23 protein-coding genes are annotated in these 21234 nt (G+C 70.2%); 9 read left to right on the top strand and 14 right to left on the bottom strand.

Annotated features, from left to right (window positions below; all coding sequences use genetic code 11):
- The 5 genes from ACE3TL_RS09085 to ACE3TL_RS09065 all read right to left on the bottom strand — a co-directional run.
- Window positions 1-1037: Hpt domain-containing protein (locus ACE3TL_RS09085; RefSeq protein WP_374578393.1), on the bottom strand; the 1037-nt coding region annotated here is incomplete at its 3' end.
- 27 nt (window positions 1038-1064) lie between these two features.
- Entirely contained in the window at window positions 1065-1430 is a 366-nt protein-coding gene (locus ACE3TL_RS09080) for a response regulator (protein WP_374533061.1), read from the bottom strand.
- An 11-nt stretch (window positions 1431-1441) separates the two neighbouring features.
- Entirely contained in the window at window positions 1442-1696 is a 255-nt protein-coding gene (locus ACE3TL_RS09075; RefSeq protein WP_374578392.1) for an STAS domain-containing protein, read from the bottom strand.
- A gap of 63 nt (window positions 1697-1759) precedes the next feature.
- A complete protein-coding gene (locus tag ACE3TL_RS09070) occupies window positions 1760-3661 on the bottom strand; it encodes a methyl-accepting chemotaxis protein (protein ID WP_374578391.1) in 1902 nt (633 codons plus the stop codon).
- Window positions 3662-4213: 552 nt separating this feature from the next.
- Window positions 4214-4618 carry a MerR family transcriptional regulator gene (locus ACE3TL_RS09065; RefSeq protein ID WP_374578390.1) on the bottom strand — a complete coding sequence of 135 codons (405 nt, stop codon included), beginning with the start codon at window positions 4616-4618 and terminating at the stop codon, window positions 4214-4216.
- Window positions 4619-4692: 74 nt separating this feature from the next.
- On the opposite strand from ACE3TL_RS09065, the gene ACE3TL_RS09060 reads away from it, so the two are divergent.
- Together ACE3TL_RS09060 and ACE3TL_RS09055 are read left to right on the top strand one after the other, a co-directional pair.
- The gene (locus ACE3TL_RS09060) at window positions 4693-5823 is read left to right on the top strand and encodes a zinc-binding dehydrogenase (RefSeq protein ID WP_374578389.1); all 1131 of its coding nucleotides are present in this window, start codon (window positions 4693-4695) and stop codon (window positions 5821-5823) included.
- A gap of 113 nt (window positions 5824-5936) precedes the next feature.
- On the top strand, window positions 5937-6941 hold the full coding sequence (locus ACE3TL_RS09055) for an NADP-dependent oxidoreductase (RefSeq protein ID WP_374578388.1): 1005 nt from the start codon (window positions 5937-5939) through the stop codon (window positions 6939-6941).
- Between the two features lie 4 nt (window positions 6942-6945).
- Here ACE3TL_RS09055 and ACE3TL_RS09050 read toward each other — a convergent pair whose 3' ends face one another.
- The 4 genes from ACE3TL_RS09050 to ACE3TL_RS09035 all read right to left on the bottom strand — a co-directional run bounded on the left by ACE3TL_RS09050 (window position 6946) and on the right by ACE3TL_RS09035 (window position 8980).
- Window positions 6946-7248, bottom strand: coding sequence for a GNAT family N-acetyltransferase (locus ACE3TL_RS09050; protein WP_374578387.1), 303 nt, complete (start codon window positions 7246-7248; stop codon window positions 6946-6948).
- A gap of 61 nt (window positions 7249-7309) precedes the next feature.
- Window positions 7310-7930, bottom strand: coding sequence for a VOC family protein (locus ACE3TL_RS09045; protein WP_374578386.1), 621 nt, complete (start codon window positions 7928-7930; stop codon window positions 7310-7312).
- A complete protein-coding gene (locus ACE3TL_RS09040; RefSeq protein ID WP_374578385.1) occupies window positions 7930-8436 on the bottom strand; it encodes a hypothetical protein in 507 nt (168 codons plus the stop codon). Before ACE3TL_RS09040 ends, ACE3TL_RS09045 begins: the two co-directional genes overlap by 1 nt.
- 160 nt (window positions 8437-8596) lie before the next feature.
- Window positions 8597-8980: a hypothetical protein gene (locus tag ACE3TL_RS09035; protein WP_374578384.1), complete on the bottom strand. Its 384-nt coding sequence runs from the start codon at window positions 8978-8980 to the stop codon at window positions 8597-8599.
- Between the two features lie 85 nt (window positions 8981-9065).
- Here ACE3TL_RS09035 and ACE3TL_RS09030 point away from each other — a divergent pair, with 85 nt between their 5' ends.
- The 3 genes from ACE3TL_RS09030 (at window position 9066) to ACE3TL_RS09020 (ending at window position 12378) form a co-directional block, all read left to right on the top strand.
- Window positions 9066-10064: a helix-turn-helix transcriptional regulator gene (locus ACE3TL_RS09030; RefSeq protein ID WP_374578383.1), complete on the top strand. Its 999-nt coding sequence runs from the start codon at window positions 9066-9068 to the stop codon at window positions 10062-10064.
- Window positions 10051-10548: a lactoylglutathione lyase gene (gene gloA / locus ACE3TL_RS09025; protein ID WP_374578382.1), complete on the top strand. Its 498-nt coding sequence runs from the start codon at window positions 10051-10053 to the stop codon at window positions 10546-10548. The genes ACE3TL_RS09030 and gloA overlap by 14 nt, the downstream gene beginning before the upstream one ends.
- 75 nt (window positions 10549-10623) lie before the next feature.
- Window positions 10624-12378, top strand: a complete 1755-nt coding sequence (locus ACE3TL_RS09020) for a hypothetical protein (protein ID WP_374578381.1) — start codon at window positions 10624-10626, stop codon at window positions 12376-12378.
- An 86-nt stretch (window positions 12379-12464) separates the two neighbouring features.
- Here the strand turns inward: ACE3TL_RS09020 and ACE3TL_RS09015 are convergent, their stop codons facing one another.
- Window positions 12465-13517: a serine hydrolase domain-containing protein gene (locus ACE3TL_RS09015; RefSeq protein WP_374578380.1), complete on the bottom strand. Its 1053-nt coding sequence runs from the start codon at window positions 13515-13517 to the stop codon at window positions 12465-12467.
- Window positions 13518-13669: 152 nt separating this feature from the next.
- Here ACE3TL_RS09015 and ACE3TL_RS09010 point away from each other — a divergent pair, with 152 nt between their 5' ends.
- The 3 genes from ACE3TL_RS09010 to ACE3TL_RS09000 are packed head-to-tail and all read left to right on the top strand — an operon-like array spanning window position 13670 to window position 15207.
- A complete protein-coding gene (locus ACE3TL_RS09010) occupies window positions 13670-14533 on the top strand; it encodes a dienelactone hydrolase family protein (RefSeq protein WP_374578379.1) in 864 nt (287 codons plus the stop codon).
- Window positions 14534-14587: 54 nt separating this feature from the next.
- Window positions 14588-14929 carry a type II toxin-antitoxin system RelE/ParE family toxin gene (locus ACE3TL_RS09005; RefSeq protein ID WP_374578378.1) on the top strand — a complete coding sequence of 114 codons (342 nt, stop codon included), beginning with the start codon at window positions 14588-14590 and terminating at the stop codon, window positions 14927-14929.
- A complete protein-coding gene (locus ACE3TL_RS09000) occupies window positions 14926-15207 on the top strand; it encodes a helix-turn-helix domain-containing protein (RefSeq protein WP_374578377.1) in 282 nt (93 codons plus the stop codon). The genes ACE3TL_RS09005 and ACE3TL_RS09000 overlap by 4 nt, the downstream gene beginning before the upstream one ends.
- A 15-nt stretch (window positions 15208-15222) precedes the next feature.
- Here the strand turns inward: ACE3TL_RS09000 and ACE3TL_RS08995 are convergent, their stop codons facing one another.
- The 3 genes from ACE3TL_RS08995 to ACE3TL_RS08985 are packed head-to-tail and all read right to left on the bottom strand — an operon-like array spanning window position 15223 to window position 19849.
- Entirely contained in the window at window positions 15223-17103 is a 1881-nt protein-coding gene (locus tag ACE3TL_RS08995) for a biotin carboxylase N-terminal domain-containing protein (protein ID WP_374578376.1), read from the bottom strand.
- Between the two features lie 2 nt (window positions 17104-17105).
- Window positions 17106-18695 (bottom strand): carboxyl transferase domain-containing protein, encoded by a 1590-nt coding sequence (locus ACE3TL_RS08990; protein ID WP_374578375.1) that lies wholly within the window; start codon window positions 18693-18695, stop codon window positions 17106-17108.
- Complete coding sequence (locus ACE3TL_RS08985) at window positions 18692-19849, bottom strand: isovaleryl-CoA dehydrogenase (protein ID WP_374578374.1); 1158 nt, start codon at window positions 19847-19849, stop codon at window positions 18692-18694. Before ACE3TL_RS08985 ends, ACE3TL_RS08990 begins: the two co-directional genes overlap by 4 nt.
- Window positions 19850-19960: 111 nt before the next feature.
- Between ACE3TL_RS08985 and ACE3TL_RS08980 the strand changes: the two genes are divergently transcribed.
- Window positions 19961-20818, top strand: coding sequence for a LysR family transcriptional regulator (locus tag ACE3TL_RS08980; RefSeq protein WP_374578373.1), 858 nt, complete (start codon window positions 19961-19963; stop codon window positions 20816-20818).
- Here the strand turns inward: ACE3TL_RS08980 and ACE3TL_RS08975 are convergent.
- Window positions 20815-21228, bottom strand: a complete 414-nt coding sequence (locus ACE3TL_RS08975) for an META domain-containing protein (protein ID WP_374578372.1) — start codon at window positions 21226-21228, stop codon at window positions 20815-20817. The two genes, ACE3TL_RS08980 and ACE3TL_RS08975, sit on opposite strands and share 4 nt — an antisense overlap.
- Window positions 21229-21234 lie beyond the last annotated feature (6 nt).

Genomic DNA, 21234 nt, shown 5'->3' with positions numbered 1-21234 from the left:
GCCGGTGCGGGCGCAGCAGCCGGCGCCGGCGCGGCTTCGGCCTGGGCGCGGGCGATCAGCGAGGCGACGTCGTCGGCCGGCGCGGGCTCCTCGACCGGTTCGGGGGCGGGTTCGGCGGCCGGCGCGTCGCCGGCGACACGCGCCAGCAGGGCCTCGATGTCGAGCGGCGCCTCGGCGCTGGCCTTGGCCAGGTCGTCGTCGGTGGCGGGCGCCTCGGCGGCTGGAGCGGCCTCTGCGCCTTCACGGCGAATCGACAGGGCGCAGTCGTCCTCGACGAACTCGAAGACCTCGCGGATGGCGGCTTCGTCCGCGTCGGTGGTCAGGCGGACGGTCCAGGAGATGTAGGCGGTCTCGGCCGAAAGCTGGTCGAGCGGCGGCAGGGCGCTGTCGTCCAGCTCGACCTCGGTGGCGCCCAGGCGCGCCAGTTCGCGCAGCACCAGGCCGGCCTCGTTGGCCTTGGCGTACATCTCGCTCTTGGGGGCGAACTCGATGATCCAGGTGGTCCCGGCCGGCGCCAGGTCTTCCATGGCGATCGGCGGCGGCAGGTCGAGATCGAGCGCTGCGGCGGGCGCTGCGTCGTCGTCGATGGAGACGGTCATCGGCACGAAGCCGAAGTCCTCGTCGTCGCCGAGGGCGTCGTCGTCCATGGCCTCGTCGCCGATCAGCCCCTTGAGTTCGGAGAGCATGCCCGCCGAGCGGGCCTCGTCGACGAAGGTCCCGTCGCGGGCGGCCGCGACATGGTCGGCCAGCACGTCGAAGGCGCGCAGCAGCACCTTGGCGACTTCGTCGGTCAGCTCCATCTTCGCCGAGCGAAGCTCGTCCATCACCGTCTCGAAGACGTGGGCGAAGCGGATCAACTCATCGAGGCCGAAGGCGCCGGCGCCGCCCTTGACGGAGTGGACCGCCCGGAACACCGCATTGATGGTCTCGCTGTCCGCCTCGCCGGCCTCCATGGCCAGCAGACCCTGTTCGGCGTCGGTTAGGAGTTCGTCGCACTCCTGGAAGAAGGTCTGCTTGATGCTCTCGAACGGATCCAACGGAGCGCTCCGGGTCGGGTAGTGGGATTAGGCGGCGACGCGGCGGACGGCTTCGACCAGCTTCACGGGATTGAAAGGCTTGACGATCCAGCCGGTGGCGCCGGCCGCGCGGGCCCGCTCCTTCTTGGCTGCGTCGCTCTCGGTGGTCAGCACCAGGATCGGGGTGGCGCGGTGGTTCGGATCGGCGCGGACGCCTTCGATCACGCCGAAGCCGTCGAGGCGGGGCATGTTGATGTCGGTGATGACGACATCGGCGCCGTTCGCCTGCAGCACTTCCAGTCCTTCGACGCCGTCCACGGCCTGGATCACCGTGTAGCCGGCCTGAACCAGCGCGTGGTTCAGCATCTCCCGCATGGTGCGGCTGTCGTCGATGGTCAGAACGGTCTTGCTCACGAGTACCCCCCTTAAGACCCGAATTGCAGATCAGGCTCGCCGAACGCAGCCAATTGCTCTGAAAAGCCCGAAGACGGTTGATCCACGGTTAAGCTGTGGCCGTCTTCGGCCCAGATTTTCCGTGCAGACATCAGGACTTGCAGGCAAAGGCCGCCCAGGCGCGTGACCTGGGACGCATCCAGGGTCAGCGGGCGGCCGCGCAGGGCCATCAGTTCGGCCCGCAGGGGCTCGGCCGCCTGCAGGTCGAGAATGGGCGGCAGGCTCACGACCGCAGGCGCGTGCGGTTCAGACATCGATAGTCCCCCCAGGGACCCGCAGGAGGCGGGCCCTTAAAACTCTTCCCAGCCGTCGGCCTGCGGTTGCGGCTTGCGCAGCGCAGACCCGTCGCGGGCGGACCGCTTCAAGGCCGGTGCGGCCCGAGGCGCGGCCGCGACCCGTTGCGGCTGGCCGATCTTGAACCGCGCGACGGAGCCGGCCAGCACCTCGGCCTCTCCGGCCAGGGCGTGACTCGCCGCCGTCGATTCCTCGACCATGGCCGCATTCTGCTGCGTGACTTGATCCATTTGGTTAACGGCGGTGTTGACCTGTTGCAGGCCGACCGCCTGCTCCTGGGCGCTGGCGGCGATCTCGCTGACCAGGCCGTCGATCTCGGCCACGCGGCCGACGATGCGCTGCAAGGCCTCGCCGGTCTCCCCGACCAGGTGAACGCCCTGGCCGACCTGCTGGGTCGAGGCTCCGATCAAGGTCTTGATTTCCTTGGCCGCTTCCGCCGAACGCTGGGCGAGCGCGCGCACTTCGGAGGCGACGACCGCAAAGCCCTTGCCCGCGTCGCCAGCGCGGGCGGCTTCGACGCCGGCGTTGAGGGCCAGCAGGTTGGTCTGGAAGGCGATCTCGTCGATGACGCCGATGATCTGGCTGATCTGCTGGGCCGATTGCTCGATCTCGCTCATGGCCTCCACCGCCTGGCGCACGACCTCGCCGCTCTTCTGGGCGTCGCCGCGGGCGCCCAGCACCACTTCCGAACAGGTCCGGGCGCCGGCCGCGGTCTTGTTGACGGTGGCGGTGATCTCGTCGAGCGCCGCGGCGGTCTCTTCCAGGCTGGCGGCCTGCTGCTCGGTGCGGCGCGACAGGTCGTCGGCGGCGGTGGAGATTTCACCGGCGCCGTTCTTGATGCCGCGCACATTGGTGACCACCACGCTCATGGCGTCCTGCAACTGGCTCATGGCGGCGTTGAAGTCGGTCTTGAGCTGCTCGGCCTTGGGCGCGAACTGTGCGTCGATCCGGTGGGTGAGGTCGCCGGAGGCCAGTCTGTCCAGTGCCTCGGCCAGGGCGTCGATGGTGATCGCGTCCTGCTCGGCCTCGCGGGCCTTCTCGGCTTCGCGCGCGGCGCGCTCGGCCTCGGCCTGGGCGCGCTGCTCGGCGCTCTGGCCTTCGAGGCGCAGCTTCTCGATGCCGGCTTCCTTGAAGACCGAGACGGCCTGGGCCATCTCGCCCACCTCGTCCTTGCGGCCGATGGCCGGGACGGCGGCGGTGAAGTCGCCCTGGGCCAGGCGGCGCATGGCCGCGGTCATGGCGGTCACCGGCGCGGCGATCATCCGGGTCAGCAGCATGCCCAGGCCGATGGCGATCATCACCGCCAGGGCCAGGCCCGCGGCCAGGCTGACATAGGCGCTGCGGGTCGCCGCGATCTGCTGGGCCTGCAACTGCTCGGTCTCGCGGGTGACGGCGGTCTGCACGGCCTCGATGGCGTCCTCGGCCGGGCCGATGACCGCGTCGGCGGTTCCGTCGGGGCCGACCATGGCGATGGCCTGGGGCAGGGTGGCCGGATCGGCGCTCAGGCGCACGCCGGCCTCGAAGACGTCGCTGTACCACTTGTCGGCGGCGGCGGCCGCGGCGGTCACCTCGGCGGCGAGGTTCGGCTGGTCTTCCAGCGCCGCCTTGGCGGTGTCGAGACGCTTCTTGAAGTTGGCGCGATGCTTGTTGACGCGATCGATATAGTATTCGTCTTTCGACAGCAGGTAGCCGCGATAGCTGTTTTCCTGACGCGTCATGAAGAACTTGGCTTCATCGAGCGCGGCGACGATCTGGCGGCTCTCCTTGATCTCGTCGCGCGCATGATCGAGCGTGCGCAGGTTGACCAGCATGGCCCCGCCCATGCCGGCCATGGTCAGGGTCACGGCCGCAAAGCCCAGGGTCAGTTTGCGGGAAATCTTCAGGTCGTCGAAAAACACAGGGGGTGTCCTCGGTCACGGGATGTGGCGCACCGACAGGATCTGTCGCCGGGACCCTCGCTGCGCGCTTTTATTTGAGCGAATACTTGCGAGCCGGTTGCGGACCTTCCGCCGCCCTTTCGCCGCATTCACGTCCTCGGTACGGGCGCCCGCTTGAAGAAAAGGTTACCGGTCGCCCTGCCGATCGGGGAACCTGCTTGAAAAGCCGGGACTTCCGCCGCGGCTCTGCGACAATCTGGCGCGCGGACTCCAGCCTTCGGCAGGTTGAATTGGTAACAACCATGCCGAGCGTTCAGCGCCCGCCCTACAGTCTTTGCGGGTTGTGGCGTGGAGAAGCCATATTGAATGAAAGTCCAGTTTGAACGCCTCATCTGGCGCCCGCCCAATATAGCCGAGCCCGAGATGCGGCGTTCCGTGCGGCGCCCAGGGCGCTCGCGCTTGAGGCGAGCCAAGCATCGGCAAGCCTGCCGAAGCGGCGTGGATCGGCAGGTTTTCCGGCTCTGGCGGCGCCAACATGCCGATGACGCCCGGCGCGGCGCCTGGCCGCCCTAGCTAGGCCGTTGCTTCGAAGTTGCGCAGGATGCGGTCGGCGTTCTCTTCGCAAGACAGCCCCTCGGGCCGCTCCTCGATGTCGGCGATCAGGGTTTCCAGCCGCCGCCGCGTCCGCGCCAGGCGTTTTTCCATCGCGCGGATGTCGGCGAGCTTGGCGCGCAGGGCCGGGACGAGATCGCCGTGGTGCGGGCCGGCCGGATCGCCCGGCAGCAGGCGGCGGATCTCATCGAGAGTGAAGCCCGCGTCCTGGGCGCTGGTGATGACGTTCAGCGCGACGAGGGTGTCGGCGGCGTAGGTCCGATAGCCGTTGGAATGGCGCGAGGCGCTGAGCAGCCCCTGGCTCTCGTAGAAGCGGATGCGCGAGGCCGAGAGGCCGGTCAGTTTCGCAATCTCTCCGATCAGCACGCCTGCGGCCTCCCCTGTTGACCTTCAACCTGACTTAAAGGCTAGAGCGGTCGCCGTCGAGAGAGGAGACGCCCATGAGTACGAGCCTGCAACTGCGCTCGCTGGTGAAGTCGAGCGGCCAACTGGAGCTGTCGCTGGTCGAGGTTCCCATCCCCGAGCCGGGCGCCGACGAGGTGCTGGTGGAGATGCAGGCCGCGCCGATCAATCCTTCGGACCTCGGCCTGCTGATCGGGCCGGCCGACGTCGCCCGGGCGAGCGTCGTCGGCGCCGGAGCGACGGCGGTCGTCACCCTGCCGATCGCCGAGCCCGCCATGCGCGCCCTGGCCGCGCGGGCCGACGCCTCCATGCCGGTCGGCAACGAGGGCGCGGGCAAGGTGGTGGCCGCCGGGACGTCTCCCGAAGCCCAGGCCCTGCTCGGCAAGCTGGTCGCGCTGAACGGCGGGGCGACCTACGCCCAGCATCGCATCGCCAAGGCGGCCGACGTCATGCCGTTGCCCGAGGGGGCCAGCGCCGTGGACGGCGCCTCGTGCTTCGTCAATCCGCTGACCGCGCTCGGCATGATCGAGAGCATGCGCCGCGAGGGCCACACCGCCCTGGTCCATACGGCGGCGGCCTCGAACCTCGGCCAGATGCTCGTCAAGCTCTGCATTGCGGACGGCGTCGGGCTGGTCAACGTCGTGCGCAACGCCGAGCAGGCGAAGATGCTCAAGGACATCGGCGCCCGGTACGTGGTCGACTCGACCTCGCCGGCCTTCGTCGACGAGCTGACCAACGCCATCGCCGAGACCGGCGCGACCATCGCCTTCGACGCCGTGGGCGGCGGCCGGCTCGCCTCGCAGATTCTCTGGTCGATGGAAGCGGCGCTCAACCGCAAGGCCACGGCCTACAGCCGCTACGGCTCGTCGGTGCACAAGCAGGTCTATATCTATGGCGGGCTCGACACGCGTCCGACGGAGCTGGCCCACAGCTTCGGCCTGGCCTGGGGGATCAATGGCTGGCTGTTGCCGCTGTTCCTGGCCAAGGTCGGCCCGGAGACCGCCGACAGGTTGCGCGCCCGCGTCGCCGCCGAACTGAAGACCACCTTCGCCAGCCACTACACCGCGCAGATCTCGCTGGCTGAGGCTTTGGAGCCGCAGGTCATCGCCGCCTATCACCGGCGCGCGACCGGCGAGAAGTACGTGATCGTGCCGACCAAGACGGCTTGAGGCGGGCGCGGTGCGCCGCCGGTGCGCCCGCCCCCGAAGTCGGCAGGCCGGCCCCCGCTTGACCTTCAACCTGGCTTGCAGGTTAGAGCAGGGGCCGTCGAGAGGAGCAGCCCATGCGAGCCTATGTTCTCCAGCGGTATGGCGGCGCCGAGTGCGCGGCCCTGACCGACATTCCGGCGCCCAGGCCCGGGCCACATGAACTGCTGGTCGACGTGCGGGCGGCCGGGCTCAATCCGGTGGATGTCGGCTTCCGCAAGGGCGTGTTGCGGCCGCTCTATCGCCTGAAGCTTCCCACCGCCCTGGGCTGTGAGTTCGCAGGCGTGGTCGCGGCCGTCGGCGCGGAGGTCACGCGTTTTTCGGTGGGAGACCGGGTCTATGCCCGCGTCGAGAAGCATCGGCCGGGCGCTTTCGCCGAGCAGGCGCTGATCGGCGAGGACAACGCCGCGCTCATGCCGGCCGATCTCGATTTCGAGACCGCGGCCGGCACGCCCCTGGCCGCGCTCACCGCGCTGCAGGCGCTGCGCGACGAGCTGAAGGTTGGGCCGGGGCAGAGGGTCTTCATCTCAGGCGGCGCGGGCGGGGTGGGGACCTTCGCGATCCAGATCGCCAAGCAGTTGGGCGCCCACGTCACCACCACGGCGTCCAGCCGCGGCGAGGCGCTGGTCCGCAGCCTGGGGGCCGATGAGGTGATCGACTACACGGCCGACGATCTTTCGAGCCTGGGGCGCGAGTTCGACGCCGGCCTCGACCTGGTCGGCGGCGAGACCCTGGAGCGGATGTTCCATCTCGTGAAGCGGGGCGCCAAGGTCGTGTCGGTGGCCGCCGTGCCAGAGCCGCGGACGGCTTTGCAGGATCTCGGCGGCCGGGTGGTGCTGGCCGGCCTCTTCTGGATCGTCAGCCGCGGCGTTCGCGCCAAGGCTCGGGCCGCGGGCGTCGACTACCGCTACATGTTCATGCGGCCGAGCGGCCGCGACCTCGCCCAACTGGCCGAGTGGATCGAGGCCGGGCGCATCCGGGTCGTCCTCGACCGGACCTACCCGTTCTCGCAGATCGCCGAAGCCTTCGCCTATCTCGAGACCGGCCGGGCCAAGGGCAAGGTGGTCGTCTCGATGGGCTGACGGCTCAGGCGGCCAGGCCCGCCCGCTCGTCGGGATGCACCAGGTCGTGCAGTTCCGGGCGCTTGGCGATGTAGGCGCGGAAGAAGGAGCAGTGCGGGCGCACCCACAGCTTGTGTTCTCGCGCGAAGGCCAGGCCCGCCTCGACCAGCCGCTTGCCGACGCCCTGGCCGGAGAAGGCGTCGGGCACGACCGTATGCGGAAAGATCACGCTGTCGCCCTTCAGGCGATAGTCGGCGAAGGCGACCTCGCCGCCCATCCTGATCTCGAAGCGCTCGTCGGTGCGGGCGACGTCCGGCTGGTCGGTCATGGGCTTCTCCTTCGCCTGTTCAGATAGACCCGGGGCGGCGGACGCGGAAGGGGGCTGGGCCTCAGGCCGAGCCGATGGCGACCTCGCCGCGCGGGGTGGAGAGGCGGGCGCTGAGGGCTGGCGGGCCGGTTTCCACCTCCACCTCGACGTCCAGGCGCTCCAGCAGGGCGCGCAGGCTCCAGGCCTCGGGATGGGTGACGGTGAGGCTTTCGAGGCGGCAGGCCTCGTCGGCCTCGTCGGCCGGGTGGGGACTGTCGCCCCAGTCGATGAAGAAGGGGACGACCTGGCCGTAGGGATGGCCGGCGGGGATCAGCAGGCGCCAGCGCACCAGCCGCCCGCTGGGCAGGCGACGCGACATGGGGATGACGCCCGGATGCGGCAGGCCCGACTTTTCCAACTGGGAGGCGATGCGGTCGAGCCGTTCGGCGGCGACGGCGAAGGTGTGCAGGCGCGGCGCCTTCAGCGCCGAGAGCCCGGCCGGGGCGGCCAGCGGCGCCTGGGACGGATCGGGGGCCAGCACCTCCAGATAGGTCCGCTCGCCCAGGCCGAGGATGGCGTTGCGCGTGCCGTTCCCCGGATGGGCGCCGCCGGGTTGGACGACAGCGCCGGTGCGTTCGGCCAGGTCCACGATCGCCCGTTCCAGATTGGGCGCGGCCCAGACGAGATGGTCGATGCGCGCCATCAGCCGGCCCGGCGCGCGAAGGCGACGACATTGCCGCCGTCGGCCTGCTCCAGCGGCGGAACTCGGGCGGCCGGCGCCTCGGGCGCGCGCAGGACGAAGCCGCCGAAGGCCAGGGCCTGGGCGACCAGGCAGGCGGCGGCCGGGAAGGGGCCGCGCGGGGCGTCGGCCAATAGCCAGCTCAGATGCGCTTCCAGGCGCGGATAGTCCTCTTCCTGGGCGGCGGCGAACACGGCCAGCACCGATTGCTCGTCGCGGGTCAGGCGATAGGAGCCGGGGGCGGCCAGGGTGATGCGCCGCTTGCCGACCAGGCCCAGCTCGCGGACGAAGACCGAAAGGGCGGTCAGCGCCTCTATCCCCAGCGGGCCCAAGGCGTCTGAGAACTGGCGGCGGATCAGGTCGCAGCCGCCGGCCCCGAACGCATGGGCCCGGAAGGCCCAGAGCAGCATGTGCTCACCCTGGGTGAGGTCGCAGAGTCGGGCGTGGTCGTCGGGGGAGGGCTGGGGCATGCGAGTCTCCATCGCGCCCCGCAACCGTATTGATATTGCGAATGACTCGCAAGAGTGGATTGCAGGGTGGCGCGAGAGAGCGTCCTGGCCGCCGAGCGGCTGAGGATATCGACGCCGGCCGCGCCTGGTCTTCGTGTCGGAAGCCCTGGCGGGGCCCAGGTCACGCCGCGGCGCTGACCGGGCGGAAGCTTTCTTCGTCGAAGAGGGCGTCCCAATCGGCCCAGCGGGCGGCGGCGTCGCGCAGGCGGGCGTCGTCGCGGACGGTGAGGACCTGGCCCTCGGCCTCGTCCCAGATCACGGTGAGGTCGGCCAGGCGGTGGGCGTCGGGGCCGAGCTTGCCTTGCGCCTGCAGCGTCTCGATCATGCCTGCGGAGATGCGCAGCTTCAGGCGGCCGCCGGACTGGCGCACGGCCACATCGGCGTGGGTGATGACCTGGTCGATCATTTCGGCGCTGGCCGGGACCAGCGGGCGGCGGGCGTCGAACAGGAACACCGGGTCGGCGTAGGTGCGGCGGAAGGCGGTGACTTTGGCGGCGGCGGGCATCGGGGGCTCCTTTCCTCTCGGCAGGATCATGGATAAGGTGCCGATGCGTCATAATCGGACGTAAGATGGTTCGTGATGTGTTCTCATGCGGCATGAAAAGGCGGCGCGGCTGCTGGAGCTGGCGCGGATGATGGCGGCCTCGGCCGAAGGCCTGACGCTCGACGAGATGGCCGAGCGGCTGGGCGTGGGCCGGCGCACGGTCGAGCGCATGCGCGACGCCGTGCGCGAAGCCTTCCCGCAGATGGAGGAGGTGGACGACCCGCCGACCCGGCGTTTCCGCATACCGGCAGGTTTGGACGGCATCTTCCAGGCGCCCAGCGCCGACGAGTTCGCCGCCTTGCGAGCCGCCGCCGAGCAGTTCAAGGCGGCAGGCGCGCGGGCGCGGGCCAATGCGCTGCTGTCGCTGGAGCAGAAGGTGCTGTCGGCGATCCGGGCCGGGGCGCGGCGCAAGCTGGCGCCGGACCTGGAGGCGCTGCTGGAGGCCGAGACCATGGCCATCCACGCCGGCCCGCGGCCGTTCGAGGACGAGACCGTGCTGGGCGCGGTGCGCGAGGCGATCGTCTCGCTGCGGCGGTTGAAGCTGCGCTACGAGGGCGGCTCCTCGCCCGGGCGGGTGCGCGAGATCACCCCGTTCGGCCTGCTGTTCGGCCGCTCGAACTACCTGGTGGGGGGAGAAGGGGATTCGCCCGAGCCGCGCACCTGGCGGCTGGACCGTATCGGCGACATCGAGGTTTCCGAGACCCCCGGGGCGCGGCCGCCGGAATTCTCGCTGCAGGCCTTCGTCAACCGCAGCTTCGGCATCTACCAGGACGAGGTCGAGGAGGTGGTGCTGCGTATCTTTCCGCATGGCGCCGAGGAGGCGCTGGGTTGGCGCTTCCACCCGACCCAGTCGATCGAGCCGCAGGCGGACGGTTCGGTGATCGTGCGCTTCACGGCTGGCGGCATGCGCGAGCTGGCCTGGCACCTCTTCACCTGGGGCGACAAGGTGGAAATCATCGCGCCGCAGCGGCTAAGGAGCGTGATGCGCCAGGAACTGGCCGTGGCGGCCAGGGCGCACGGGACGCCGATCGATGAGCGAGACTGAAGGCTTCGTGCTGAACCAGACCATGCTGCGGATCAAGGACCCGCAGAAGACCCTCGCCTTCTATCGCGACGTGCTGGGGATGACCCTGCTGGACCGCTACGATTTCGAGGCCGGGAAGTTCTCGCTCTACTTCATGGGTTATCCGGGCGGCGAGATCCCGTCCGATCCGGGCGAGCGGGTGCAGTGGGTGTTCGAGCAGCCGGCCCTGCTGGAGTTCACCCACAACTGGGGGACCGAGGACGATCCCGATTTCTCCCACCACAATGGCAATTCCGAGCCGCGGGGCTTTGGCCATATCGGCCTGTCGGTGCCCGACGTGGCGGCGGCCTGCGCGCGGTTCGAGGCCCTGGGCGTGGACTTCGTCAAGCGCCCGAACGACGGGGCGATGAAGGGCCTGGCCTTCATCAGGGACCCCGACGGCTACTGGATCGAGATCGTGTCGGGCCCGAACCTGCGCGCGCTGATCGGAGCGGTGCGGGGGTAGGGGGATCGGAGAAATGAAAACAACTGCGCCCTTCGGCGTTCTTGCTTGCGAGCCAACGTTGGCCGGGAGGACCCGATGAGCGAGCCGATCCTGACGCCGCGGGCCGACGGCCTGGTGGAGAGCCGTGTTCCGGTGCTGCTGCCGGTGATGGCGCCGCGGCTGCAGGGGGAGCTGTCGGCGGCGGGGTTCGGGGACCTGGCGCTGTGGGGCGAGGGCGACCTGGGGCGGCTGCGCTTCACGCCGCTGGCCGGACCTTATGTACACGGGCCGAACATGCTGACCGCGCTGGGCGGCGGGATCTTCGTCGCCCAGGAGGCGCCGGTGATGGCGATCCGTGGGGCGAGCTATCGCAGCTTCACGCCCGCACGGCGCTGCGCGGCCTGGGACCGGATGGAGCATCCGAAGGCCCGGGTGGCGCGCGAGGCGGGCCGGCGGCGGATCGACCTGCCCTGGGCCAGCGTGCTGATCGAGCAGCGCGGAAGCGACCTGGTGGTGGCCGCCGGGACGGACCTGGCCGAGGCCGAGCGCGCCCTGGGCTTTCCCGTCGAGATCATCGTCGCCGAGGCGCAGGGCCATGTCGCCCATTGCGATCGCCTGCCGCAGGCCGATCCGATGCTGCGCAGCATGGTCATGCAGGGAACCCACGCCGCGCTCTCCAGCGTGCGGCGCGACGAGCGGGGCCGGTTCGACGGCCTGGCGGCGGGGCTGCACTATTCGGCGCCGGCCCGAACCTATTACCGCGACGGCTACTGGACCTTGCAACTGCTGCTGGAGGTCGCCCCGGCCATCGTCCACGAGGAGATCGAGATGCTGGCCTCCGGCGTGCAGCCGGACGGCGAGGCGCCCAGCGGCGTGATCGTCTCCGGCCCCGAACAGGCGCGGGCCTGGGAGGAGCTGCGGACCACGGTGTTCGGCATGGACTGGATCCATACCCGCTCGAACGACTGGTGGAGCGACCATTTCGATTCGCCGCTGTTCTTCGTGCTGGCGGTCTCGGACTACGAGCGGGCGAGCGGCGACATCGAGCCGGCCCAGCGGCACTGGCCGCTGATCGCGGCGATCTTCGAGCGCTATCGCGGGCTTTGCGAGCAGGGCCTGCCGGTGAAGCCGCGGCACGACCGCGACTGGGCCGACAACGTCTATCGCAGCGGCTTCGTCGCCTATGACCTCGGGCTCTGGGTCGGGGCGCTGGACGCCACGGCGCGCCTGGGCGCGCGGCTGGACCCGCCGCTGGGGGAGGCGGCCGCGGCGCTGGCGCGCGAAGCCCGCGCGCGGATCGGCCCGGCCCTGTGGCAGGCGGGCGGCTGGTACGCCGACTATTGCGCGCCGGCCGGCCTGGAGGAGGTCGAGCCGGTGCTGGAGGGCCACCTCGCCCTCGACAGCCTGACCCTGCTGCGCCACGACGCGGTTCCGAAGGATCGCGCGCTCCAGGTGCTGGAAGCGGTCCGCGCCCGGCTGGAAAGCCGCGGCGACAGCGGCCAGCCGTTCGGCGACTGGGGGGTGATGTGCGCCTTTCCACCCTATGGGCGCCGGGCCGACACCCGCTCGAAGTCGGCCTTCGCCTATCGCTACCACAACGGCTCGGACTGGCCCTGGCTGGACGGGATGTATGCGGAGGAACGCCTGCGCCGCGGCTTGCCCGGCTGGCGCTATCCGCTGCTGCGCTGGTGGGAGACCTCACTCGCCCGGGGCTGGATGGGAACGGTCGAATACTTCGCCCCGCCCTGGGGCCGCGGCTCGCTGCTGCAAGGCTGGTCGTCCATGCCCGCCGCCGCGGCCCTGCGTTATCGCGACGTGGTGCTGGCCGGCGACCCGGACGCCGCGCGTTAGTTGCTCCCCAAGCGGGGAAGGAATCTTACCGCTCCACGGCGGGGGCGGTCAGAGCGCGGCAGGGTCGCCGGCGAGCGCCGCCCAGATCACCGGAAGGCGTCCACGAACTCGCCGACCCAGGCCTTCAGCGCGTCCTTCTTCTCCAGCGGCGTGGCGCCGTGGCGAACCAGCACCATGTCGAGGTCGGGAACGGCGATGGTGTACTGGCCGTCATAGCCGTTGGCCGAGAACGAGCCTTCTCCCGCCACGCCCAGCCACCAGTGCGCGCCATAGGCGCCTTCGGTGACGCCCGGCTGCTGGAAGGTCGGGGTGCGGGCGTAGTCGACCCAGCCGGGCGGCAGGAGCTGGCGGCCTTCCCACACCCCGCCGCGCAGGTAGAGCAGGCCGAAGCGGGCGAAGTCGCGGGCGGTGGCGAAGCAGAAGGAGGAGCCGATGAACGTGCCGGCCGCATCGAACTTGGGGATCGGGCTCGTCATGCCGAGCGGGCCGAACAGGCGCTCGAACATATAGGCCTTGAGGTCGCCGGCCGCCTGGCCGGCGGCGCGGGCGACGATGTTGCTGGTCCCGCTGGCGTAGGACCAGAAGCTGCCCGGCGCGTGCTCCAGCGGCTGGCTGGCGGCGTAGTGAGCGACATCGGCCTTGCCGCTCTCGAACAGCATCTCGATCACGTCCGAGACGTGGCCCGGCACATAGTCCTCGACGAACTTCAGGCCGCTGGACATGCGCAGCAGGTGGTCGAGGGTGATGGCCGCGCGCGGGTCGCCGGGCGCCTTCCATTCGGGGACATCGGCGGGGGCGTGGATGTCGAGCTTGCCGTCGCCCACGAGCAGGCCGACCAGGGCCTGGGTGATGCTCTTGGCCTTGGACCAGGAGGGATAGGTGGCGTCCGGCCCGTGGTCCTTTCCGTAGCGCTCGAAGACCAGCCGCCCGCCCTGGACGAGGACCAGGGCGTGGGTCTCTCCCAGGGCGTCGGTCTCGAAGGCGGTCTTCAGCAGGGCCTCGAAGCGCGGGCGGTTGAGGCGGTCGGGCAGGCCGCCGGCCGGCCAGGCCTGGGTGGGCCAGGCGACGTCGGCGGGCTGGGCGGGGAGCGGGGCGAGGGTCATGGGCGCCAGACTGGCGCTCGGCGCGCGGCTTGTCACGCTTGGAGCTCTTTCGGCGGGCGAGATGGCCGGAGCGGACAGGTCTGGCGGTCCGATCTGGCGCTCCGAGGGCTTGGGCTGCGAAACATGACCGCAACAAATGCCGGCCCTCATGCGCTGTGAAGCGTGTAGGGCGAGCAGGAGGCGCGGCCATGTGCGACGACGACATCCACCAGGGGCTGATCGAGGACCCCACCCTTTCGCGGCGGGCCTTCGGGCTGATGGGCGCGGCCGCCGCGGGCCTGGCCGCCGGCGCGGCCGGGGCGGCGACGCCGGTGGTCGAGAAGGACGTGGAGGTGAAGACGCCGGACGGCGTGGCCGACGCGGCGCTCTATTACCCCGAGGGCAAGGGCGCCTGGCCGGCGGTGGTGATCTGGCCCGACGTGGTCAGCCTGCGCCCAGCGTTCCGCGAGATGGGACGGCGGTTGGCGCAGAGCGGCTATGTGGTGCTGGTCCCCAACCTCTACTATCGCGTCAAGCGCGCGCCGGTGGTGGAGGGGAGCTTCAACTTCGCCAATCCTGACGACCGCGCCAAGCTGACGGCGCTGCGCCCCAGCGTGACCCCGGAGGGGACGGCGCGCGATGCGGCCGCCTATATCGCCTATCTCGACGCCCTGCCGCAGACCGACCGCAAGAAGAAGGTCGGGACGCAAGGCTACTGCATGGGCGGGCCGCTGGCCTTCTATACCGCAGGGGCGGTTCCGGCGCGGGTTGGGGCGGTGGCCAGCTTCCACGGCGGCGGGCTCCACACCGATGCGCCGACCAGCCCGCACCTGACCCTGGCCAGGAGCCATGCGGAATATCTGGTGCTGATCGCCGATAACGACGACCAGAAGGAGCCGGCCGCCAAAGACCAGATCAAGGCCGCGCTCGCCCAGGCCGGACGCCCGGCCAAGGTCGAGGTCTATGCCGGCGTCAACCACGGTTGGACGGTGAAGGGCGGCCAGGTCTACGACGAGCCCGCCGCCGAAAAGGCCTGGGCCGAACTGCTGGCCCTTTACAAACGGGCGCTCTGAGGCGGACAGGCGAGTTGCTTCCATATACAAAATATTGTATAGTCCCGTTTGGTGATGACTGAGACGCCCAAGCTCCTCGCGTTCTGCGGGAGTTCGCTCGACGATCTTCGGAGGTTTCCGACCGGCGCGCGACGGGAGGCGGGGTTTCAGCTCGATCTGGTGCAGAACGGGCGCGATCCCGACGATTGGAAGCCGATGAGCACCATCGGTCAGGGTGTTCGGGAGATACGGGTTCGCGACGGAGCAGGAGCGTTTCGGGTCATCTATGTGGCCAAGTTCGCCGACGCCGTGTTCGTCCTGCATTGCTTCGAAAAGAAGTCGCAGCGGACCAGCCGCCTGGACGTCGACCTGGCGACGCGCCGCTACAAGGAGTTGCTCAAGGAGCGAAGAGGATGAGCGACAAGCGTTTCGCCAGCGTCTGGGACGCTATCGAGAGCGATCCCGGTCAGGCTGAGAACATGAAGCTGCGTTCGCGCCTGATGATGGCGCTGCGTGACCACATCGCCCAGGAAGGCCTGAGCCAGGCGGCGGCTGCCAAGCTGTTCGGCGTGACCCAGCCGCGGGTTTCGGACCTCGTGCGCGGGAAGATCGACCTGTTCAGCCTCGATACCTTGGTCAACATGCTGGCGGCTGCGGGCCTGCACATCGAGCTTCAGGTGGCCAGGGCCGCGTAGTCTCCGAGGCCGTCGTCAGCCCGCCGTCAGGCGCGCCAGCACGGCGCCTTCGCTGACCTGGTCGCCGACGGAGACGGCGAGGGATTCGACTTCGCCGTCGAAGGGGGCGGTGAGGGCGTGTTCCATCTTCATGGCTTCGAGGGTCAGCAGGGGCTGGCCGCGCGCGACCTTGTCGCCGACGCAGACCGCCACGGCGACGACCTTGCCCGGCATCGGTGCGCGGATCGCCCCGTCGCCGCCCCCGCCGTGGGCCGCGTCCTTGGCGGGCGGGCGGGTGGTCAGGACGAAGGCCTCGCCGGCGTCGAAGACCACGATCTCGCCGGCGTCGGTCAGCAGCACGTCGCCGGGCAGGTCGTCGATGGCTAGCGGCGCGTCCAGGGCCTGGCCGTCCAGATAGAGCTTGATGGCGCCGGCTGGCGGGGCGTTGAGGCGAAAGCCGGTCAGGTGCGTCCAGGGCTCCGGAGCGCGGTCCTCCTCGTCGAGAACCGCCGCCATGGCCGCCGAGGCCAGAGCGTGGGCCGAGGGCGGCGGCGCGGGGGCCAGGGCCTCCAGCCGTGCCTCGATGAAGCCGGTGTCGACCTCGCCGGCGATGAAGTCGGGGTGGTCCAGGCAACGGGCCAGGAAGCCGGCGTTGGTCTTCACGGGCCAGACCTCGACCTCGCTGCAGCCTTGCGCCAGCAGGTCGCTCGCCCCCTCGCGGGTCGGGGCGTGGGCGATCAGCTTGGCGATCATCGGGTCGTAGAAGGGCGAGACCTCGCCGCCTTCCTCCACCCCGGCGTCGACGCGCACCAGGTCTTCGGGCAGGCGGAAGTGCTCCAGGGTTCCGATGGAAGGCAGGAAGCCGCCGGAGGGGTTTTCGGCGTAGAGCCGCGCTTCGATGGCGTGACCGTGCAGCGCGATCTCCTGCTGGCGCAGGGGCAGGGGCTCGCCCGAGGCGACGCGGATCTGCCATTCGACCAGGTCGAGGCCGGTCACCGCCTCGGTCACCGGATGCTCGACCTGCAGGCGGGTGTTCATCTCCATGAACCAGATGCGGTCGGGCTTCAGGCCCTCGCTGGCGTCGGCGATGAACTCGACCGTGCCGGCGCCGATATAGCCGACCGCCTGGGCGGCCTTCACCGCCGCGCTGGTGACGGCGGCGCGCGCGGCCTCGCTCATGCCGGGGGCGGGGGCCTCCTCGATGACCTTCTGGTGGCGACGCTGCAGCGAGCAGTCGCGCTCGTAGAGGTGGACGACATTTCCGTGGGCGTCGCCGAACACCTGCACCTCGATGTGGCGCGGGCGGGCGACATAGGTCTCCAGCAGCACGCGGTCGTCGCCGAACGAGGCGGCCGCCTCGCGCTGGCAGGCGGTGAGGGCCGCGGCGAAGTCCTCGCCCCGCTCGACCTTGCGCATCCCCTTGCCGCCGCCGCCGGCCACGGCCTTGATCAGCACCGGATAGCCGATGGCGTCGGCCTCGCTCTGGAGGCGCTGCGGGCTCTGGTCCTCGCCCAGATAGCCGGGGGTGACCGGAACGCCAGCGGCGGCCATCAGCGCCTTGGCCGCGTCCTTCAGGCCCATAGCGCGGATCGCGGCGGGGGGCGGGCCGATCCAGGTCAGGCCCGCGGCGGCGGCCGCCTCGGCGAACTGCGCGTTTTCGGAGAGGAAGCCGTAGCCGGGATGGATGGCGTCGGCGCCGGCCGCCAGGGCCGCCTCGATGATCGTTTCACCGACCAGATAGCTCTCGCGCGCCGGGGCCGGGCCGATCAGCACGGCTGTGTCGGCCATGCGCACGTGCGGGGCCTCGGCGTCGGCCTCGGAATAGACCGCCACCGTGGCGATCCCCATGGCCTGGGCGGTGCGGAACACGCGGCAGGCGATCTCGCCGCGATTGGCGACCAGAATGCTCTTGATCATGGTCACATCCGGAAGACGCCGAACCGGGTTTCCGGGATCGGCGCGTTGAGGGCGGCGGAGATGGAGAGGCCCAGCACGTCGCGGGTCTGGACAGGGTCGATGACGCCGTCGTCCCACAGGCGGGCGGTGGCGAAATAGGGCGAGCCCTCGGCCTCGTAGCGCTCGCGGATCGGGGTCTTGAAGGCCTCCTCCTCGGCGGGTGTCCAGGTCGCGGCGTCGCGGTGGACGGTGGCCAGCACGCTGGCGGCCTGCTCGCCGCCCATCACGCTGATGCGGCTGTTGGGCCAGGTCCAGAGGAAGCGGGGGGAATAGGCGCGGCCGCACATGCCGTAGTTGCCGGCCCCGAACGAGCCGCCGATCAACACGGTGAACTTGGGGACCTCGGCGCTGGCGACGGCGGTGACCAGCTTGGCGCCGTCCTTGGCGATGCCGCCAGCCTCGTACTTGCCGCCGACCATGAAGCCGGAGATGTTCTGCAGGAAGACCAGCGGGATCTTGCGCTTGCAGGCCAGCTCGATGAAGTGCGCGCCCTTCAGCGCGCTTTCGGAGAACAGCACGCCGTTGTTGGCGAGGATCGCGACGCGATAGCCCCAGATGCGGGCGAAGCCGCAGACCAGGGTCGCGCCGTAGAGCGGTTTGAACTCGTCGAAATCCGAGCCGTCGACGATGCGGGCGATCACTTCGCGCACGTCGTAGGGCGCGCGCACGTCGGGCGGGACGATCCCGTAGAGCTCGGCCGGGTCGTAGGCCGGCGGGCGGGGGGCGGCGAGGTCCTGCTCCACCTGCTTTACGGTGTTCAGGTTGGCGACGATGGCGCGGACGAGGGTCAGGGCGTGCTCGTCGTCCTCGGCCACATAGTCGACCACGCCGGAGCGGCGGCCATGGGTGTCGGCGCCGCCCAGCTCCTCGGCGCTGATGACCTCGCCGGTGGCGGCCTTCACTAGCGGGGGTCCCCCTAAGAAGATGGTGCCTTGGCCGCGGACGATCACCGTCTCGTCGCTCATGGCCGGCACATAGGCGCCGCCGGCCGTGCAGGAGCCCATGACGCAGGCGATCTGGGCGATGCCCTCGGCGCTCATCCGCGCCTGGTTGAAGAAGATGCGGCCGAAATGCTCTCGGTCGGGAAAGACCTCGGCCTGGTGCGGCAGGTTCGCCCCGCCGGAATCGACCAGATAGACGCACGGCAGGCGGTTCTGCTGGGCGATCTCCTGGGCGCGCAGGTGCTTCTTCACGGTGATCGGGAAATAGGCCCCGCCCTTCACCGTCGCGTCGTTGGCGAGGATCATCACCTCGCGGCCGCTGACCCGGCCTATGCCGGCGATCAGGCCCGCGCCCGGCGCCTCGTCGCCATAGAGGCCGCCTGCGGCCAGGGCGCCGATCTCCAGGAACGGCGAGCCGGGATCGAGCAGGCGCTCGACCCGCTCGCGCGGCAGCAGTTTTCCGCGGGCGGCGTGGCGCTGGCGCGAGGCTTCCGGCCCGCCCAGGGCGGCCTGGGCTGTGCGTTCGGCGAGGTCTGCGGCCAGGGCGCGATTGTGCGCTTCGTTGGCCTGGAAGGCGGCGCTCGTCTTGTCGATGTCGGTGGAGAGCCTCATGCGCCCAGCAACTCCCGGCCGATCAGGAAGCGGCGGATTTCGTTGGTGCCGGCCCCGATGTCGTAGAGCTTGGCGTCGCGGACCAGCCGCTCGACCGGGAAGTCCTTGGTGTAGCCGGCGCCGCCCAGGGCCTGCACCGCCTCCAGGCTGACCCGCACGGCGTTCTCCGAGGCCAGCAGGATCGCGCCGGCCGCATCGAAGCGGGTGGTGAGGCCGGCGTCGCACGCCCTCGCCACCGCATAGACATAGGCCCTGGCTGAGTTCAGGGCGACGTACATGTCGGCGACCTTGCCCTGCATGAGCTGGAACGAGCCGATCGGTTTTCCGAACTGCTTGCGCTCGCGCACATAGGGCAGCACCACGTCCAGGCAGGCCTGCATGATGCCGAGGGGGCCGGCGGCCAGCACCGCGCGCTCGTAGTCGAGGCCGCTCATCAGCACCGCGGCGCCGCCGTTCAGCGGGCCCATGACGTTCTCTTCGGGGACTTCGCAGTCCTCGAACACCAACTCGGCGGTGTCGGACCCGCGCATGCCCATCTTGTCCAGCTTGGGCGAGACGGAAAAGCCCTTCATGCCCTTCTCGATCAGGAAGGCGGTGACGCCGCGGCTGCCCTCGTCCGGCGAGGTCTTGGCGTAGACCACCAGGGTGTCGGCGTGCGGGGCGTTGGTGATCCAGAACTTCGTGCCGTTCAGCACGTAGCGGTCGCCGACGGGCTCGGCGCGCAGCTTCATCGAGATCACGTCCGAGCCGGAGCCCGCCTCGCTCATGGCCAGGGAGCCGACGTGCTCGCCGCTGATGAGCCGCGGCAGATAGCGGCGCTTCTGCTCGGGGCTGCCCCAGCGCCGGATCTGGTTCACACAGAGGTTCGAGTGCGCGCCATAGGAGAGGCCGACCGAGGCCGAGGCGCGGGAGATCTCCTCCATCGCCACCACATGCTCCAGATAACCGAGGCCGAGGCCGCCGAAGTCTTCCTCCACCGTGACGCCGTGCAGGCCGAGTTCGCCCATCTGCGGCCACAGCTCGCGCGGGAAGGTGTTGGTCGCATCCACCTGGGCGGCGATGGGGGCGATCTTGTCCGCGGCGAAGCGGGCGGTGGTCTGGCGGATCGCGTCTGCGGTCTCGCCGAGGCCGAACTGGAAGTTGGGACCGGACATTGCTGGGGCGCCTTCTGCGGTCTGATCTCGGGTCAGCCTCGCAAACCTAGCGCTCGAAGAACAATCCACAAAATTGAACGTGCGTGATCCATATGATAGATACTGTCTATCATGGACCGCTATCTGCTGCGTTATTTCCTGGCGGTCGTGGAGACCGGCAATTTCAGCCGCGCGGCGACGCGCGAAAACGTCGCCCAGCCGACCTTGTCGGCCGGGATCGCCAAGCTGGAGGGCGAGCTGAAGGCGCGGCTGTTCGACCGCACCAACCGCCGCGTCCACCTGACCGAGGCTGGCAGCCGCTTCCTGGTCCACGCCCGCCGTATCGAGCACGAATACAACCTCGCCCAGGCCGCGGTGTCGGGAGCCGCGCGAAGCGAACTGCTGCGGGTGGCGGTGCTGTCGACCATCCCCACGGCGCTGGTCGGCCAGGCCCTGGCCCTGCGCGGCGCGGGCGGCGAACAGGTCGAACTGCTGGACGGAAGCGAGCGCGAGGTCGCCGCCCTGCTGGCCCGCCGCCGCGCCGACCTGGCCCTGACCATCGTTGGTCTGTCTACGGAGCGTTTCGCCAGCGAGCGATTGCGCGAGGAGGGCTATGGCCTGGCCCTGCCGGCGGCCCATCGCCTGGCCGGCGCCGGGGCGGTGGCCGGCGAGGACCTGGCCGACGAGGTGATGATGGTGCGCCGCCAGTGCGAGGCGCTGGCCCAGACCAGCCGCTATTTCACCGACCGCGGCGTGCGGCCGTTCTTCAGCTATCGCGGCGCCAGCGACGACAAGGTGCTGGCCCTGGTCGGCGCCGGGCTGGGGATCACGGTCATGCCCGACAGCTATCAGGACCCCGCCGTCGCCCGCGTCACGCTGCAGGGCTTTACGCCGCGCCGCACGCTCGGCCTCTGCTACGCCGACGAAGCCGCTCGCCACCGCACCGGCGGCCTCGTCCAGGCGCTGCGCGAGGTGTTCGCCGCCGCCTAGCTCTTGCGGAACTTCAGCGGGCCTTGGGCGGTCTCGATCACCAGGGCGCCGCCGGGGGCGAAGCTGTAGCTCTTGGCGGTCTCCAGGGCGCGCAGGTAGGTTCCTTCCTGCTCCATCAGCGGTTGGGGACAGGCCATCAGGGTCGACCCCATCTTGCCGAGGGTGAGCTTGTCGCCCTTCAGCGCCCAGGTCCCGGTATAGCGGTTGCAGCCGCCGGCGCCGGCGGCGCGGCCTTCGGAGAGGAAGCTGAGGGTGACGGGGGATTCGCCTTGCACGGGCGCGCCCAGAAGTTCCTCCAGCCGCCACTCCGGCCCGGCCAGGGCGCCGCCGCCCGCTGGCGGGGTTTGGGTCGCGCAAGCGGTGAGGGCGAGGCCCGTCATCGCCGCGGCCGAAAGGAGGCGAAGCTGCATGATGTC

Source organism: Phenylobacterium sp., assembly GCF_041920015.1.
Classification (GTDB): Bacteria; Pseudomonadota; Alphaproteobacteria; order Caulobacterales; family Caulobacteraceae; genus Phenylobacterium.
The sequence above is the reverse complement of the archived record's forward strand: the minus strand, read 5'-3'. Positions and strand labels throughout refer to the sequence as shown.

Coding starts and splice junctions, on each gene's coding strand:
- ACE3TL_RS08995 (WP_374578376.1), bottom strand. CDS start 17,103: ATGATCAAGAGCATTCTGGTCGCCAATCGCGGCGAGATCGCCTGCCGC.
- ACE3TL_RS09010 (WP_374578379.1), top strand. CDS start 13,670: ATGTGCGACGACGACATCCACCAGGGGCTGATCGAGGACCCCACCCTT.
- ACE3TL_RS09005 (WP_374578378.1), top strand. CDS start 14,588: ATGACTGAGACGCCCAAGCTCCTCGCGTTCTGCGGGAGTTCGCTCGAC.
- ACE3TL_RS09050 (WP_374578387.1), bottom strand. CDS start 7,248: ATGACCGACCAGCCGGACGTCGCCCGCACCGACGAGCGCTTCGAGATC.
- gloA (WP_374578382.1), top strand. CDS start 10,051: ATGAGCGAGACTGAAGGCTTCGTGCTGAACCAGACCATGCTGCGGATC.
- ACE3TL_RS09035 (WP_374578384.1), bottom strand. CDS start 8,980: ATGCCCGCCGCCGCCAAAGTCACCGCCTTCCGCCGCACCTACGCCGAC.
- ACE3TL_RS08980 (WP_374578373.1), top strand. CDS start 19,961: ATGGACCGCTATCTGCTGCGTTATTTCCTGGCGGTCGTGGAGACCGGC.
- ACE3TL_RS08985 (WP_374578374.1), bottom strand. CDS start 19,849: ATGTCCGGTCCCAACTTCCAGTTCGGCCTCGGCGAGACCGCAGACGCG.
- ACE3TL_RS09000 (WP_374578377.1), top strand. CDS start 14,926: ATGAGCGACAAGCGTTTCGCCAGCGTCTGGGACGCTATCGAGAGCGAT.
- ACE3TL_RS09060 (WP_374578389.1), top strand. CDS start 4,693: ATGAGTACGAGCCTGCAACTGCGCTCGCTGGTGAAGTCGAGCGGCCAA.
- ACE3TL_RS09055 (WP_374578388.1), top strand. CDS start 5,937: ATGCGAGCCTATGTTCTCCAGCGGTATGGCGGCGCCGAGTGCGCGGCC.
- ACE3TL_RS09030 (WP_374578383.1), top strand. CDS start 9,066: ATGCGGCATGAAAAGGCGGCGCGGCTGCTGGAGCTGGCGCGGATGATG.
- ACE3TL_RS09020 (WP_374578381.1), top strand. CDS start 10,624: ATGAGCGAGCCGATCCTGACGCCGCGGGCCGACGGCCTGGTGGAGAGC.
- ACE3TL_RS09045 (WP_374578386.1), bottom strand. CDS start 7,930: ATGGCGCGCATCGACCATCTCGTCTGGGCCGCGCCCAATCTGGAACGG.
- ACE3TL_RS08975 (WP_374578372.1), bottom strand. CDS start 21,228: ATGCAGCTTCGCCTCCTTTCGGCCGCGGCGATGACGGGCCTCGCCCTC.
- ACE3TL_RS08990 (WP_374578375.1), bottom strand. CDS start 18,695: ATGAGGCTCTCCACCGACATCGACAAGACGAGCGCCGCCTTCCAGGCC.
- ACE3TL_RS09040 (WP_374578385.1), bottom strand. CDS start 8,436: ATGCCCCAGCCCTCCCCCGACGACCACGCCCGACTCTGCGACCTCACC.